The 14,199-nt window shown below is 47.6% G+C and carries 11 protein-coding genes; 1 reads left to right on the top strand and 10 read right to left on the bottom strand.

Features of this window, described 5'->3' with window-relative positions:
* Positions 1-70 precede the first annotated feature (70 nt).
* The 5 genes from ACMN7X_RS00570 to thyA all read right to left on the bottom strand — a co-directional run bounded on the left by ACMN7X_RS00570 (position 71) and on the right by thyA (position 4,640).
* On the bottom strand, positions 71-1,348 hold the full coding sequence (locus ACMN7X_RS00570; RefSeq protein WP_418745569.1) for a diaminopimelate decarboxylase: 1,278 nt from the start codon (positions 1,346-1,348) through the stop codon (positions 71-73).
* A complete protein-coding gene (locus tag ACMN7X_RS00565) occupies positions 1,345-2,049 on the bottom strand; it encodes a TrmB family transcriptional regulator (protein ID WP_418745568.1) in 705 nt (234 codons plus the stop codon). Before ACMN7X_RS00565 ends, ACMN7X_RS00570 begins: the two co-directional genes overlap by 4 nt.
* A 141-nt stretch (positions 2,050-2,190) precedes the next feature.
* The gene (locus ACMN7X_RS00560; protein ID WP_418745567.1) at positions 2,191-3,216 is read right to left on the bottom strand and encodes a branched-chain amino acid aminotransferase; all 1,026 of its coding nucleotides are present in this window, start codon (positions 3,214-3,216) and stop codon (positions 2,191-2,193) included.
* A gap of 59 nt (positions 3,217-3,275) precedes the next feature.
* The gene (locus ACMN7X_RS00555) at positions 3,276-3,797 is read right to left on the bottom strand and encodes a dihydrofolate reductase (protein ID WP_418745566.1); all 522 of its coding nucleotides are present in this window, start codon (positions 3,795-3,797) and stop codon (positions 3,276-3,278) included.
* 12 nt (positions 3,798-3,809) lie between these two features.
* On the bottom strand, positions 3,810-4,640 hold the full coding sequence (gene thyA, locus ACMN7X_RS00550; protein WP_418745565.1) for a thymidylate synthase: 831 nt from the start codon (positions 4,638-4,640) through the stop codon (positions 3,810-3,812).
* A gap of 187 nt (positions 4,641-4,827) precedes the next feature.
* Here thyA and ACMN7X_RS00545 point away from each other — a divergent pair, with 187 nt between their 5' ends.
* Complete coding sequence (locus ACMN7X_RS00545; protein ID WP_418745564.1) at positions 4,828-5,919, top strand: GTP pyrophosphokinase; 1,092 nt, start codon at positions 4,828-4,830, stop codon at positions 5,917-5,919.
* Between the two features lie 88 nt (positions 5,920-6,007).
* Here the strand turns inward: ACMN7X_RS00545 and hflX are convergent, their stop codons facing one another.
* The 5 genes from hflX to ACMN7X_RS00520 all read right to left on the bottom strand — a co-directional run bounded on the left by hflX (position 6,008) and on the right by ACMN7X_RS00520 (position 14,180).
* On the bottom strand, positions 6,008-7,261 hold the full coding sequence (gene hflX, locus ACMN7X_RS00540; protein WP_418745563.1) for a GTPase HflX: 1,254 nt from the start codon (positions 7,259-7,261) through the stop codon (positions 6,008-6,010).
* A 75-nt stretch (positions 7,262-7,336) separates the two neighbouring features.
* The gene (locus ACMN7X_RS00535) at positions 7,337-8,770 is read right to left on the bottom strand and encodes a tetratricopeptide repeat protein (RefSeq protein WP_418745562.1); all 1,434 of its coding nucleotides are present in this window, start codon (positions 8,768-8,770) and stop codon (positions 7,337-7,339) included.
* Between the two features lie 61 nt (positions 8,771-8,831).
* On the bottom strand, positions 8,832-10,901 hold the full coding sequence (locus ACMN7X_RS00530; RefSeq protein WP_418745561.1) for an RnfABCDGE type electron transport complex subunit D: 2,070 nt from the start codon (positions 10,899-10,901) through the stop codon (positions 8,832-8,834).
* Positions 10,902-11,022: 121 nt separating this feature from the next.
* Positions 11,023-12,249 (bottom strand): FprA family A-type flavoprotein, encoded by a 1,227-nt coding sequence (locus ACMN7X_RS00525; RefSeq protein ID WP_418745560.1) that lies wholly within the window; start codon positions 12,247-12,249, stop codon positions 11,023-11,025.
* 11 nt (positions 12,250-12,260) lie between these two features.
* Complete coding sequence (locus ACMN7X_RS00520) at positions 12,261-14,180, bottom strand: acyl-CoA dehydrogenase family protein (RefSeq protein ID WP_418745559.1); 1,920 nt, start codon at positions 14,178-14,180, stop codon at positions 12,261-12,263.
* Positions 14,181-14,199: the final 19 nt, after the last annotated feature.

Genomic DNA, 14,199 nt, shown 5'->3' with positions numbered 1-14,199 from the left:
ACATAAATTATAAATACTTATACCCATTCGGGCATCCCGTATGTCAGATGCTCCGCATGGGTGCGCTTCGTCAAGCTCCGCGCAATAAGGTATCCATCACATGGTCAAAATCAAAGGTTGCAAAATAATCCGCCGGAGTCTCCGCGCGGCGGATCATCCGGGTACTTCCGTCCTCTTTGAGTAAAATTTCCGCAGAACGGAGTTTTCCGTTATAGTTATAACCCATTGAAAATCCATGAGCGCCCGTATCATGAATAATGATCAGATCTCCGATATCGATTTTCGGCAATTTCCGGTCAATGGCAAATTTGTCATTATTCTCGCAGAGAGAACCGGTCACATCATAAACGTGGTCGCACGGCGCATCCTCTTTGCCTGCGACGGTGATATGATGATAAGAACCGTACATCGCCGGCCGCATCAGATTGCAGGCACAGGCATCCAGCCCGATATATTCTTTATAAATATGTTTTTCATGAATAGCTCTGGCGATCAAATGTCCGTAAGGCGCCAGCATAAAGCGACCCATTTCTGTGAAAATTGCCACATTGCCGAGCCCCGCCGGCACAAGAATATCTTCAAAAGCCTGCCGCACGCCCTCGCCGATCGCCATAATATCATTTGGCTCCTCATCCGGATGATAAGGGATGCCGACGCCGCCGGACAGGTTGATAAACTCAATGGATGCTCCCGTCTCCTCTTTTAATTCAACTGCGGTTTTAAAAAGAATCCGGGCCAGCGCCGGATAATATTCATTTGTTTTGGTGTTGCTCGCGAGGAAGGCATGTAATCCGAAATGTTTAACGCCCTTCGCCAGCATTTTTTTATATCCCTCGGTCAGCTGTTCCCTTGTAAAGCCGTATTTGGCTTCTCCCGGCGTATCCATGATACCGTTGCTCAGTTCAAAATTTCCGCCCGTATTTAAACGGCAGCACATGGTTTCGGGCAGTTTTCCCAACACCTTTTCCACAAAATCAATATGGGTAAAATCATCCAGGTTGATAATCGCTCCGAGCTTCGCCGCCATCTCAAACTCCTCCGGCGGCGTTGCGTTTGAGGAAAACATGATCTCACTGCCGCTGAATCCGCAGGCATCGGACATCATCAGTTCCGTCAGCGAAGAACAGTCTGAACCGCAGCCCTCTTCTTTTAAAATTTGTAAAATATATGGATTTGGCGTCGCCTTCACCGCAAAATATTCTTTAAATCCTTTATTCCACGAAAAAGCCGCATTCACTTTACGGGCGTTTTCGCGAATACCTTTCTCATCATATAAATGAAATGGCGTCGGATATTTTTTTACCATTTCTTCCAGCTGCTCCTTTGTCACAAACGGGACTTTCTTCATTTTGATTCATTCCTTCCTGTCAGTTCGATTATTTTTATTTCATTGCTCAATGAGTCTTTAAACAGATCCACAAGATTTTTCTTTCCGGAATACAGACACGCGGACTGTTCTCCGTTGCCCACATCCCCTGTCAGCACTGTGGCCGAATCCACGATAACGCCTACCTGCCCCGGTTTCCTTTCAGCAAGATAAATCCGGGCATTTGGAAGCTCATAAGGCGGATTCGTAATGATAACCACCTTCAGTCCCTCCGCCGCCCGCCGTTCAAGAATCCGGCGGTAACTGTCCACTGTCTGGTTTTCCCCCGAAAAATAGAGCCGATACACCGCATTTTCCAGCATATGGCAGATCTTATCCGATATATGGACGTCTCCCTGAATGGTAATATAGCCTTCCATAGCCTCCGTCCGCACCGGAAGCTGTTCTTTCAAAAACCTTTTTACCTGCTCCAGGCGCTTTATCTTATTATTGCTGAATTCTTCAATATCCACAGGAATATAACGTACCGGGGTTCCCTCCATCAGCCTGGCCGCTCCCTTATCCACCAGGCAGGCCAGCGCCGTATAGGTGTTGGACCTGGAAATACCCGTGCGTTTCGCCGCTTCATATCCCGTCAGCGCCCCGTCAGACAACAGCGTTAAATATAAAGAGGATTCCTGCCGTGTAAGTCCAAAACACATCAAAGCGTCGTTCAAATCCATTTTATCACCTCTTAGTATTTCTTTACAGGAACACTATATTACAATATATAATAATTGTCAATATCCTTATATGCCTATTTTAAAAAAAGCATCCTCCGCCCAAAACAGAGAATGCTTTTTGTCTATTTATCCAGTATTTAATTACACAATTTTATGGATCCAGCCTTCCGGCGCTTCGATAGTTCCCATCTGGATACCGGTTAAGGTATCATATAACTGCTTTGTGATCGGTCCCATCTCTTCCATACCGCTTGGGAAGCAGATGTCTTTGCCGTGGTCTACAATCTTTCCTACCGGAGAGATCACGGCAGCCGTACCGCAGAGACCACATTCCGCGAATTCGCTTAACTCGGACAATTTTACTTTTCTCTGAGTAACCTTTAATCCAAGGTAATGCTCGGCAACATATACGAGAGAACGCCTTGTGATCGATGGAAGAATGGAATCAGACAACGGGGTAACGATCTCTCCGTCCTTTGTGACAAAGAGGAAGTTGGCTCCGCCCGTCTCTTCAACATAAGTACGTGTTCCCGGATCAAGGAAAAGATTTTCGTCAAAACCGTTGGCATGGGCCGTCACATTGGCATGCAGGCTCATCGCATAGTTTAATCCGGCTTTGATATGACCCGTTCCATGAGGAGCTGCACGGTCAAAATCACTGACACATAAAGTAATCGGTTTTGCGCCTTCTTTAAAATATGGACCTACCGGTGTACAGAACAGACGGAACTGATATTCCTCTGCCGGTTTGACACCGATAACCGGGCTTGAAGCATACATATAAGGTCTTATATACAAAGTTGCACCGCTTCCGTAAGGAGGAACCCAGGCCGCATTTGCCGCGACAACTTTTTCGACAGCTTCAATAAATCTTTCCTTTGGGAACGGCGGCATCTCCATCCGCTTTGCGGAATCCATCATACGCTCTGCATTTAAATCCGGCCGAAAAGTAACAATACTTCCATCCACTGTCGTATAAGCTTTTAACCCCTCAAAAACTTCCTGGCAATACTGAAGGATGCCGGCACATTCATTCAGCACGATCGTTGCATCCCCGGTCATATAGCCTTCCTGCCACTGTCCGTCTTTATAATCCGCAACATATCTCTGATCCGTTGTATGGTAAGCGAACCCGATATTCCCCCAGTCCATATTTTTCTTTTCCATAACAATTCCTCCATTCGTTGTATATACATATATTCGTCAATGAACCAATTATAGTCTTATTAATCCATAAAATCAATAATTTCTTTCAATTTTGACTTGCGAACATACATTTTAAAACAATATTCCAAATCAAAATAGGTTTTTTCCTCACTGTCGGCAGCGACAACAAAGTCCTCCATGGCATCCAGATCCGGAAACCATGTATCTGCCTGATAGGCATAGTCCATCACCGTCACATGGGCCACATCACAATAAGGCAGCATCTGTTCATAAATACTCGCGCCGCCAATGACATAAATATCCTCGGATTTAAAGTTCTTCAGATAATCCATGGCCTCATCCACACTGTGGACAACCACGGCTCCCGGCACCTCATAACCCTTCTGCCGGGTGATGACCACATTTGTCCGATTTTTCAGAGGGCGGCCGTTCGGAAAACTTTCCAACGTTTTCCGTCCCATGACGACCACTTTTCCTGTGGTCGTCTCTCTGAAAAATTTCATATCCTCAGGAATACTGTTCAGGAGTTTATTCTGATAACCGATAGCCCAGTTTTTATCCACCGCCACAATAATATTCATCTTCCGTTCCTCCTAAACCGCTACCGGGATGTTTTTGATCTGCGGCCCGGTCTTATAATTATCCAGCCGCACATCATCCGTTGTAAAATCATAGAAGTTTTTGATCTCCGGATTGATCCAAAAGTCCGGCGCCGGATAGGTTCCCCTTGAGATCAGTTCCTTCACCAGCGGAATATGCCGGTCATAAATATGGGCGTCGGCAATGACATGCACCAGTTCTCCCGCCTTCAAACCGCTGACCTGGGCAATCATATGAAGCAGCACCGCATATTGAACCACATTCCAGTTGTTGGCCGTCAAAATATCCTGAGAGCGCTGATTCAGCACTGCGTTCAATTTATCATCCGTCACATTAAAAGTCATGCTGTAAGCACATGGATAAAGGTTCATCTCATGCAGATCCTGATGTACATAAATATTCGTCATAATCCGACGGCTGTAAGGATTCTCCTTCAGATCAAAGAGCACCCGGTCCACCTGGTCCATCATGCCTTCCTTATACTGATGCTTCACACCAAGCTGATAGCCGTAGGCTTTGCCGATGGAGCCGTCCGAATCAGCCCATTCATCCCATATATGACTCTTCAAGTCATGAATATTATTCGACTTTTTCTGCCATATCCAGAGTATTTCATCCACTGCGCTCTTAAACGCTGTCCGGCGCAGAGTCAGCGCCGGAAACTCTTTGGACAAGTCATAGCGGTTCACCACGCCGAACCGTTTGATCGTATAGGCATAGCTGCCGTCCTCCCATTTCGGGCGGACCTTTTCTCCTTCCGTACTGTATCCGTGATCCAGAATATCCTGGCACATATCTATAAACAATTTATCTGCGTAACTCATTATTATCCCCCTTCTATCCCGTATTTCAGATGCTTCGCATGGACGCGCTTCGCGCGATAAAGTATACCATATCCGGCCGATATTCGTCAAACCTTATAATTATGAGCGCATATTTTTTATTACCCAAACTAATAAATATATGATAAAATACTTATATATCTTAAAACTTTAAGAACGGAGCAAGACTATGAATGAACAATTATCAACGATTATGTCTGAATACTACCAGAATATTGACATTTACAAAAAGCTTTCCCACGATGTGAATGACATAATCAACACCCTGCTGGAAGTCAATCACATCAAGATTTCCAACATGGCTATCCGAATCAAATCGGAAGACGCACTTCGAAACAAAGTTATGTATAAAAATAAATATTCTCATCTCGATGAGATCACCGATGTTCTCGGCGTCCGCATTATTACCCTTTTTGAAAATGATGTGGATACGATTTTTGACCTTTTAGAAAAAACTTTTGAAATATGCGAGATTGTGGACAAGAGAAAAAAAGAACGGGGCAGCCGCATCGAATTCGGCTACAATTCCCTTCATGTGGTCGTTAAATTTACGGATAATCGATGCGAGCTGGTAGAATATCAAAAATTTCAGGACATCCGTTTTGAAATTCAGATTCGTACCGTCCTCCAGCATGCCTGGGCGGAAGTGGAACACGGTCTCGGCTACAAGTCCTTTTATGAACCGCCGATGAGCGTCAAGCGCAAGCTGAACCGTCTGGCCGCCACTCTGGAGATCCTGGATGAAGAATTCGAAAATATCCGTTATGACATCGCCTTATATAATAAGAGCTTCGACAAGGTGGAAAAAATATTAAAAACAGATATCAATAAGGATTCCCTCATTGCCTATGTGAACAACAGCGAGTTTTTAAACCAGCTTGTGGAGCGCATTGCCAAAGAGCAAAATTATGAAATTGTTAAAGATCCCAGCTTTATCAGTCATCAAAAGCTGGCAACCAAGCTGACGATGTACGGCTATCAGTATATCCATGAATTAGACGCCGATATTCACCGTTATGAAAAGACGATCTATCATATCGGCCATGAAATGTGCAACCGCATTTATCATGATAATACCAGCATCAACCTCTATAGCTGCATTATGTGGTTTACCTTTATCCCGGTCATCAAAAATCTGATTTCCGGTATGGATTCCACATCGGATGATGTCCTTGAGGACGTTATTTTCGAAACCTTTAAAAAGAATAACAGCTCGATCTTTGAGGTGTTTAATCAAAAAACCATGCCGGAAACGATTTAAAGTTTCCGCAGCGTATTCAGACATAAACAAAGCCTGACCGGGAGCGGCTTTTCCGCTTCCCTATCAGGCTTTTTATAGGTCTGTTCAATTAAAATTCCAACTGGGCGTAAACATCCTTCGGCACATAGGCTCGGATAAAAATGCCGTCGGCCCGATATTCCTCCTCCAGAAGCTGGCCATACTTTCGAATCACGGCGATATCCCCGGCTTTCGGATAGGCAAACACCCTCTCAATAAGTATTTTACTCCGGCGCAAAATGTCTTCCATCGCCTCTTTCACGTCATCCAGGCCAATTTCCTGCTTCGCTGAAATCTTTAACGTCTTTTCCGCCCGGAAATCTTTCATCACCGCATCCGCCTCTGCGACACAGTCCATTTTATTAAACAAAGTGATCACCGGCTTATCGCCGACTTCCAGCTGATTCAGCGTATCATAAACAACATGCATATGAACATCCATCTGCGGGTTTGAAGCATCCACCACATGAAGAATGATATCGGCATATTTTGCCTCCTCCAGCGTACTCCGAAAGGCCTGTATCAGATGATGCGGGAGCTTTCGGATAAAACCAACCGTATCCGTCAGCAAAATCTCCTGACCGCTGTCCAGTTTTAAATTCCGGGTCGTCGGATCCAATGTGGCGAACAGCTTGTCCTCCTCCAGAACATCCGCCCCCGTAAGCTGATTCAGCAGGGTAGATTTTCCCGCATTGGTATAGCCCACGATAGCTGCCACCGGAACCGGATTCTTACTGCGCTGCTGACGGGCAACTTCCCTGTGGCGTTTCACCGCTTCCAGCTCCTGCTTCAACTGGGAAATACGGTCGCGGATGAGACGCCGGTCCACTTCCAGCTTTTTTTCACCCGGCCCTCTTGTGCCGATACCGCCGCCCAACCGGGATAAAGACTGTCCGAGGCCGGTCAGCCGGGTTGCGCGATACCGAAGCTGGGCCAATTCCACCTGAATCTTCCCTTCCCGTGTCGACGCCCGCTGGGCAAAAATATCCAGAATAATTAATGTTCGATCCATCACCTTTGTATCCAGCATATCCTGGAGATTTGCCAATTGGGCAGGAGACAATTCATCATCGCAGATAATGCCTGTGGCATCCTCCTCCCAGATCAGCTGTTTCAGCTCTTCAATCTTGCCCTTGCCGAGATAAGTTCCCGGATGAGGCGCCTCCCGGTTCTGAATCAATCTGCCGACAGTTACAGCTCCCGCGGTGGCCGCCAGTTCCGCAAGCTCATCCAGCGAGCTTACCGTATCGTCGCCCTCCTGAAAAGCAACGCCGACCAGCACTACCCTCTCCGTCAATTTTTTTGTTTCATATACTTCTGCCATATTACCTCTTCCATTCCGGCCTGCCGGCCATTACCATCTGCCGGTTATACTGTTCTGCCGGACAGCAGGCTTCCATCACCGGATTCGTGTCTGAATAAATGTTTTCTCCCGCACCGCGGCGGAGTCATCCGAATACTTTTCAAGATAGACATTAATATACTCCAAAGCCTTTTCCCAATGTCCGGCCCGTTCGGCAGCAGATATCTGATTTTTGGAAATGTTTCTATCCAACAAGCGGTTATTCAACGCAACGCCCTGGGTAAAAATCGTTTCCGCCTTATCATAATCTTCCATCTCCATCAGACATAAACCATAGGAATTATACGCCTCGGCATCACCGGTAACCGAAGCCAGATAAGTCTCAAAATACTGACAGGCCAGCGCATAATCCCCCGGAGTTTTAGCCATATTAAGTTCGGCCATACTGAGATTTGCAGAGATCTCCCCCTTATCCAGCGCCTTCTGAATCTTCTCTTCCGCCGCCGTCAGATCTCCAAGCTTCAGATAGATATTCCCCTGATTCACCAAATCCCTGCCCCGGCTGCCGCCAAGCTCCAGCGCCTCATTTAACACCGCTTTGGCATCCTCCGTCTTATTCTGGGCCATCAAAGCCTCATAGAGTGCCAGATATATTTCATAATTCTTTTTATCTTTTTTAATTGCCGTCCGCAGATCAGCCTCCGCACTGGTGCCGTCGCCGACCTTGACATACTCCATACCCCGCAGCATGTACGCATCCGCTGAATTTTCCGCATCCACGATCTGGGAATAGGTCATCACCGCATCCACATATCTGCCCGCTTTATCCTGGGTTTCCGCCTTATAATAGAGCACATCAATTTCCGTGCCGGAAAAACGGCTCTCCTTTCCATCCAGCGCCTTATCAAATGCTTCCAGCGCCTCATCATAATTTCCCTGATAGAGCAAAGAGATTCCCATAGCCCGATGTACAAGCTGGATATCCTTATCCCGTTTCATCAGTTCCAGCGCCTTATTAAAAGAGGCCATCACATCATCATACAGCTTCAATTCACTCTGCGCCATTCCCTGATTCATATAATACTCGCCGTTTCCGCCGTCATATTCGATCGCTTTGGCAAAATAGGCATTGGCCATCTCATAGTCCGCCTGCGCATAGGCGTCCAGCCCCTTATTATTCAGCTTATTTCCCTCTCCAAAATTCCGCACTACAAAAAACAAAACACAGACAAGGGCAATCACCAAAAGTACCTGGATAATGCGCCCGAAAATATTGCCTGAACGGCGTTTTCTTCTCTTTTTTGACGATGCCGTGCGTCTTTTTGCGGCAGTTTCCGGCCGGGAGGCCGAAGGTCTCCGGCCGCTCTGCCGCCCATCCGCAGTCCTTTTTTTCTTTACTTTTTTTCGTCTATCCAAATGATCCCTGTCCGAAACGCTTCTCTTCGAAGCGGTTTTCTCCAGAGCAGTCCTCTCTAAAGAATTTTTTTCCGGGACCTCTATTTTTTTTGCTCTCCGTCGTCTTTCTTCCATGGCTTCCTCCATTCAATATCATTAATATTATAGGGGGTTGCCCTGAAAAAGGCAAGGCTTTTTAAACTCTTTTCACAGTTGGAAATTCTAAAAAAGGCACGGCCATGTCCATGCAGGCCACAGCAAAAAAAACGCTGCCTGCTCCAAGCCCGGCAGATTGGAATAACAGGGTCAGCAAAGCGGATAACAGGGCAAATATCCACCGTCCTGCCCTGGAAGGCGGCATCGTCTCATAACTCCATATCAAGTAGGCCGCCGCCAGCCATACGGAAGCCGACAAAAGATTTCCGCTGTTTCCAATACTCAAAACCGCCAGAAAAACCAACGGGTAGACTGCAGGACACATCCTCCGCAGGCACATCCACAGAAGTGAAAGGACAGCAAAGGGCCAGAGAGATTCGATCATCGGCAATTCAAAGGGTGAAAACAGCATTTTTCCAACGAGCACCGGATGAATCAGCGATCTTCCAATGCCGCCGAAAACCTGTTTTCCCAGAATAATGGCTGTAACTGAAGCCAAGGCCACCTTCCAAAAAGGCGTATTCAGCGGAAACAGCAGGGTCAGCAGCAGCCCTGTAAAAACCGCAGAGCCGTCCCTGACAGATACATATTCATTTCGAAAAACCTGCCAAAAATATTCTGCCAGCGGCGCGCAGAGAATTCCGACAAGAAACATTCCGGCCAAATGGACGCTCTGACCCGGATGTTTATAAAAAACCGCCCCGATTAACGGAAGAAGGCCGAAAATACTCTGTTTCATCATATCGTAAATCGTTCCCCGCCGGTGAATATGGGGCGGGCTCTGACTCGTCCGCTCCAACGGTTTTAAATGCCGGAATATCTTTTTATCTTCCGGAATATCGATGTAATCCCCCGGACTGTCCCCTTCTGTTCTGGCGGATTTTGCTCTTATACGCCCCTTCTGCACCTGTCCGATATATTCGGTCAGCCGTCTGCCGGAGGGACACACGTAGGAGCACAGGCCGCATTTAATACATTCCGAGGCCCGGAGTTTTTCCGGAATTTCTCCGCCGGATATATACTTTTCCTCTATCTTATCCGGCATTAATCCGAGCGGACATACCTCGCGGCACAAACCGCAGTGGATACACGGGGAAACAAAGGTCCGGGCCGGCCTCAACACAAGCAGGCCGCAGGTTTCCCGGGTCACCCAGGTATTTGGCCCGTCCACCGTGCGCCCTCCCAGGGGCCCTCCGTGGACGATCACCGCTTCCTCAGGCTTTCCTCCGCAATAATTAATAATATCCTGAACATTTGTCCCTATAGGGACCCACAGGTTTTTCGGGGCGGAAACCTCCCCTGAGACCGTAATCCCCACCCGGGTCCAGGGTTCTCCATCGTAAACTCCGTCATAGAGGGCCGCCATCTCCGCCACGCTGACTACGGCCGCCTTTTTCTTTCCCCGCCCAAGCACTTCTCTGCAGATCATTTTTTCATTGCCGTTAGGATACCGGCGTTTCATGGATACCACCCACAGAGGTCGCCGGTTTCCCATGTTTTTTTCATATTTCTGCACGGTCCGCTTCATCCGCGCAACGGCGTCAAAAGCATCCTCATTGATACATATATAGATGACCTCCGCTTCCGCTGCCATCGCTCCGAGGATCGCCCCGATCACAATTTTTCCCGGACTTTCCATCATCAGGCGGTACCCGGAAGTAATATAGGGTTCATTCGCAAAACCATTGACGATCAATATCTCCGACTTCGGCAGTCTTTTTTTCGGCAGCCCTATTCTGTACATTGCCCGGGCGATCGCCTTCCTTCCAAAATCCACGGCAAAGGGATGCCATTCCCCGGCTTTTTCCCTCTCTCTTCGTATTTTCACATAAGGCTCAAACACACCGGGAGCCCTCTGATAATCTGTTATCTCCTCCACATACCCGGCAACACTTGCGTGAACGCAGGCATCTTCCTCGGAATCCGCCTCTCCGATCACCTGTCCCTGACTGACATATTCCCCCGGAAGCACCGTCGGACGGCAGATAGTCTCCCCATTCTGGCTGAGGGAAATGCAGACCCGCTCCGGCACATAGCCCTCAAAAGCCTTTTCCCGGGTCAACTGCTCCCACGCTTCTTCATACACATTTATTCCACGACTTCTGCCCATTTGTCACACTCCATCCTCAAATTTCCTGAATAGTATGTGTGCCGGACATTTGATTTATTCGTAAAAATACCCGATATTCATCCGCAGACAAAGGCGGAAAATATCGGGTATTCCCATTTAATTATTTATTTTTTTCTTCTTCCATAGATTCAATGATGGCATCGGCCAGTACATCCAGCTCATTCGCCTTCTCCGCCTTCAATGTGGAGGCCAGAGACAGCCGGCTGCTGAGTACCGTCATATTCTTCATTTCATTCTGAATAAATTTCTCCATCAGATCGCCGGATTTGCAGGCCCAGGATCCATTTTCCACAATGGCAAATGTTCTGTTCTGAAGATTCAGAGCCTTCATATCCATCAGATAATTATGCATTACCGGATAGATTCCCAGATTATAGGTCACACTGGCAAGGACAATATGACTCAAACGGAAAGTCTCGGAGATCAGATAGGACACATGGGTGTTGGATACATCATACATCACCACATTCGTCATTCCCTTTTCACAGAGTTTTGCCGCCAAAGCCTGAGCCGCCGCTTCCGTATTGCCATACATGGAAGCATATGCGATCATAACGCCCTTTTCCTCCGGCTCGTAAGTGCTCCAATGCTGATATTTATCGAGCAGATATCCGAAATCAGAACGCCAAACCGGGCCGTGAAGCGGGCAGATATACTTAATGTCATTGACAATGCCTGCCGCCTTTTTCAAAAGGAGCTGTACATGCGGGCCGTATTTGCCGACGATATTGGTATAATAACGTCTCGCATGATCAATCCAATCCCGGTCGAAGTTCACTTCATCATTAAAAAGCTTACCGTCCAGCGCGCCGAAGGAACCAAAGGCATCTGCCGCAAAGAGAACGCCGTCTGTCACATCAAAGGTAACCATGGCTTCCGGCCAGTGTACCATCGGTGCAGCCACGAAGGTTACCGTATGCTTTCCAAAGCACCGGGTATCCCCTTCTTTGACTTCATCCAGTGTGTGGCCGTTAATGTCAAAATCAAACTGGCGCATCAGCATAAATGCTTTTTCCGTGCTGATAATAGTCACATCTGGATAGCGGAGAAGCACTTCCTCGATGGAAGCGCCGTGGTCCGGCTCCATATGATTAATGACCATATAATCCAGAGGACGCCCGTTGAGAACATGTTCCAGATTCTCAAGGAACTGACGGCAGGAGGACCAATCGATGGTATCAAAAAGAACCGTCTTTTCATCCATCAACACATATGCGTTATAGGAAACTCCTTCCGGAATCGGGTGAATATTTTCAAACAATGATAAACGGTGGTCATTCGCACCAATCCAATATAAATCTTCTGTCACATTTCTGACACAATACATGGCTCTTCCTCCTATTCTTCAATAAACTGTTCTTTGCCTTCGCCGCATTCCGGGCAAACCCACTCTTCCGGCAGCTTCTCAAACAATGTTCCCGGCATTACTTCACTCTCTTCATCGCCGATCTCCGGATTATACTCATAACCGCAGCCGCTGCAGATATAACTCTTTCCGATCGGTTCCGGCTTCGGAGGTGTCGGGCGTTTCATTTTAACCATCGGTACCGGCGCCGGCTGTTTCGGTTCGCCGTTATCCAGTGCCTCCGCCAGCAATGGAAGGATCTCCATCACATCGCCGACAATGCCGTAGTCACAGTTTTTGAAAATCGGCGCGTTGCCGTTTTTATTGATCGCCACAATTGTCGAAGCATCTTTTATACCTTTCAGATGCTGACTTGCTCCGGAAATACCGCAGGCAATATAGAGATTGCCTAGGAACTTCTGTCCGGACATACCCACATAGCGGTCCATCGGAACATATTTCAATGTTTCAGCCACCGGCCGGGAGGAACCGATCGCTGCGCCTGCCGCCGCTGCCAGCTTTTCAATCAGCTTCATATTTTTCTTTTCGCCGATACCCTTACCTGCGCTGACAACACGCTCCGCCTGGCTGATTGGCGTATCCATTGCGATACCTACGCTGAAGTCATAACCATCTTTTTTCAGATTTTCAACAAGAGAAGCCACCTTCTCTTCCGCGCTGCCGCTCTTAAAGATCATCTTCTTGCGGATACCCGTCACAGCCGGTTTTCTTGCCACGCTGCGGCTTCCGCCGCCGGAGGAAGATTTCGGCAGTTTGCCGATCAGATGAGAAGCGATAACCACTCTCTGAATTTCATTCGTACCTTCATAAATCGTCGTGATCTTTGCATCTCTGTATGCCCGCTCTACATCCATACCTTTCAGGAAACCGCTGCCGCCGAAAATCTGAAGAGCATCATTGGTAACCTCCAGGGCGATATCGGAAGCATACATCTTCGCCATCGCCGCTTCCATGGCGTACGGCTCATGATATTCCTTCAATTCCGCCGCACTGTAGATCAGCATACGGGCACAGCGAAGCTTTGTCGCCATATCGGCCAGTTTGAAGGAAATCGTCTGCTGCTGACAGATCGGTTTGCCAAACTGTTCTCTCTCCTTGGAGTATTCCAGTGCATTCTCAAAGGCGCCCTGAGCAATACCAAGGGCCTGGGAAGCAATACCGATACGTCCGCCATCCAAAGTAGACATGGCGATCTTAAATCCGTCGCCCTCCTTGCCGAGAAGATTTTCCTTCGGAACTTTAACATCATTGAAAATCAATTCTGCCGTGGAGGAAGAACGAATACCCATCTTGTCATAATGGTCGCCAAACTCAAATCCTTCCCATCCCTTTTCCACGATAAATGCAGAAATGCCGCGGGTTCCGATATCCGGTGTTGTCACAGCAAAGACGACATATGTATCTGCCTTCGGTGCATTTGTGATGAAAATTTTGCCGCCGTTCAACAGGTAATAATCCCCTTTAAGAACTGCTGTCGTTTCCGTACCGCCCGCATCTGAACCTGCATTCGGCTCAGTCAGACCAAAAGCGCCGATTTTCTCACCCTTTGCCAGAGGCACAAGATACTTCTGTTTCTGTTCTTCCGTACCATAGGCAAAAATCGGCCAGCTGCCAAGGGACACATGGGCTGAGAGAATAACGCCCGTACCGCCGTCCACCCGGGACAATTCCTCAACGGCAATCGCATAGCTCATGACATCGAGACCGGCGCCGCCATATTCCTTCGGATATGGAATACCCATGAGATTCATCTCTCCCATTTTCTTTACCGCTTCCATCGGAAATTCATTATTCTGATCCATCATAAAAGCGTAAGGCTTAACCTCTTCTTCCGCAAACTTCCGAATCATCTGACGGAATTCCTCATGAGCTTCTGTCGTCTTAAAATACATCGCAATTCCTCCTTTTTCA

The sequence above is a fragment of the Frisingicoccus sp. genome (assembly GCF_048388605.1).
Taxonomy (GTDB): Bacteria; Bacillota; Clostridia; order Lachnospirales; family Lachnospiraceae; genus Frisingicoccus.
Note: the sequence above shows the minus strand (reverse complement) of the source record. Positions and strands in the feature narration are given on the sequence as shown.

Coding starts and splice junctions, on each gene's coding strand:
- thyA (WP_418745565.1), bottom strand. CDS start 4,640: ATGAGTTACGCAGATAAATTGTTTATAGATATGTGCCAGGATATTCTG.
- ACMN7X_RS00555 (WP_418745566.1), bottom strand. CDS start 3,797: ATGAATATTATTGTGGCGGTGGATAAAAACTGGGCTATCGGTTATCAG.
- ACMN7X_RS00545 (WP_418745564.1), top strand. CDS start 4,828: ATGAATGAACAATTATCAACGATTATGTCTGAATACTACCAGAATATT.
- hflX (WP_418745563.1), bottom strand. CDS start 7,261: ATGGCAGAAGTATATGAAACAAAAAAATTGACGGAGAGGGTAGTGCTG.
- ACMN7X_RS00570 (WP_418745569.1), bottom strand. CDS start 1,348: ATGAAGAAAGTCCCGTTTGTGACAAAGGAGCAGCTGGAAGAAATGGTA.
- ACMN7X_RS00530 (WP_418745561.1), bottom strand. CDS start 10,901: ATGGGCAGAAGTCGTGGAATAAATGTGTATGAAGAAGCGTGGGAGCAG.
- ACMN7X_RS00525 (WP_418745560.1), bottom strand. CDS start 12,249: ATGTATTGTGTCAGAAATGTGACAGAAGATTTATATTGGATTGGTGCG.
- ACMN7X_RS00565 (WP_418745568.1), bottom strand. CDS start 2,049: ATGGATTTGAACGACGCTTTGATGTGTTTTGGACTTACACGGCAGGAA.
- ACMN7X_RS00560 (WP_418745567.1), bottom strand. CDS start 3,216: ATGGAAAAGAAAAATATGGACTGGGGGAATATCGGGTTCGCTTACCAT.
- ACMN7X_RS00520 (WP_418745559.1), bottom strand. CDS start 14,180: ATGTATTTTAAGACGACAGAAGCTCATGAGGAATTCCGTCAGATGATT.
- ACMN7X_RS00535 (WP_418745562.1), bottom strand. CDS start 8,770: ATGGAAGAAAGACGACGGAGAGCAAAAAAAATAGAGGTCCCGGAAAAA.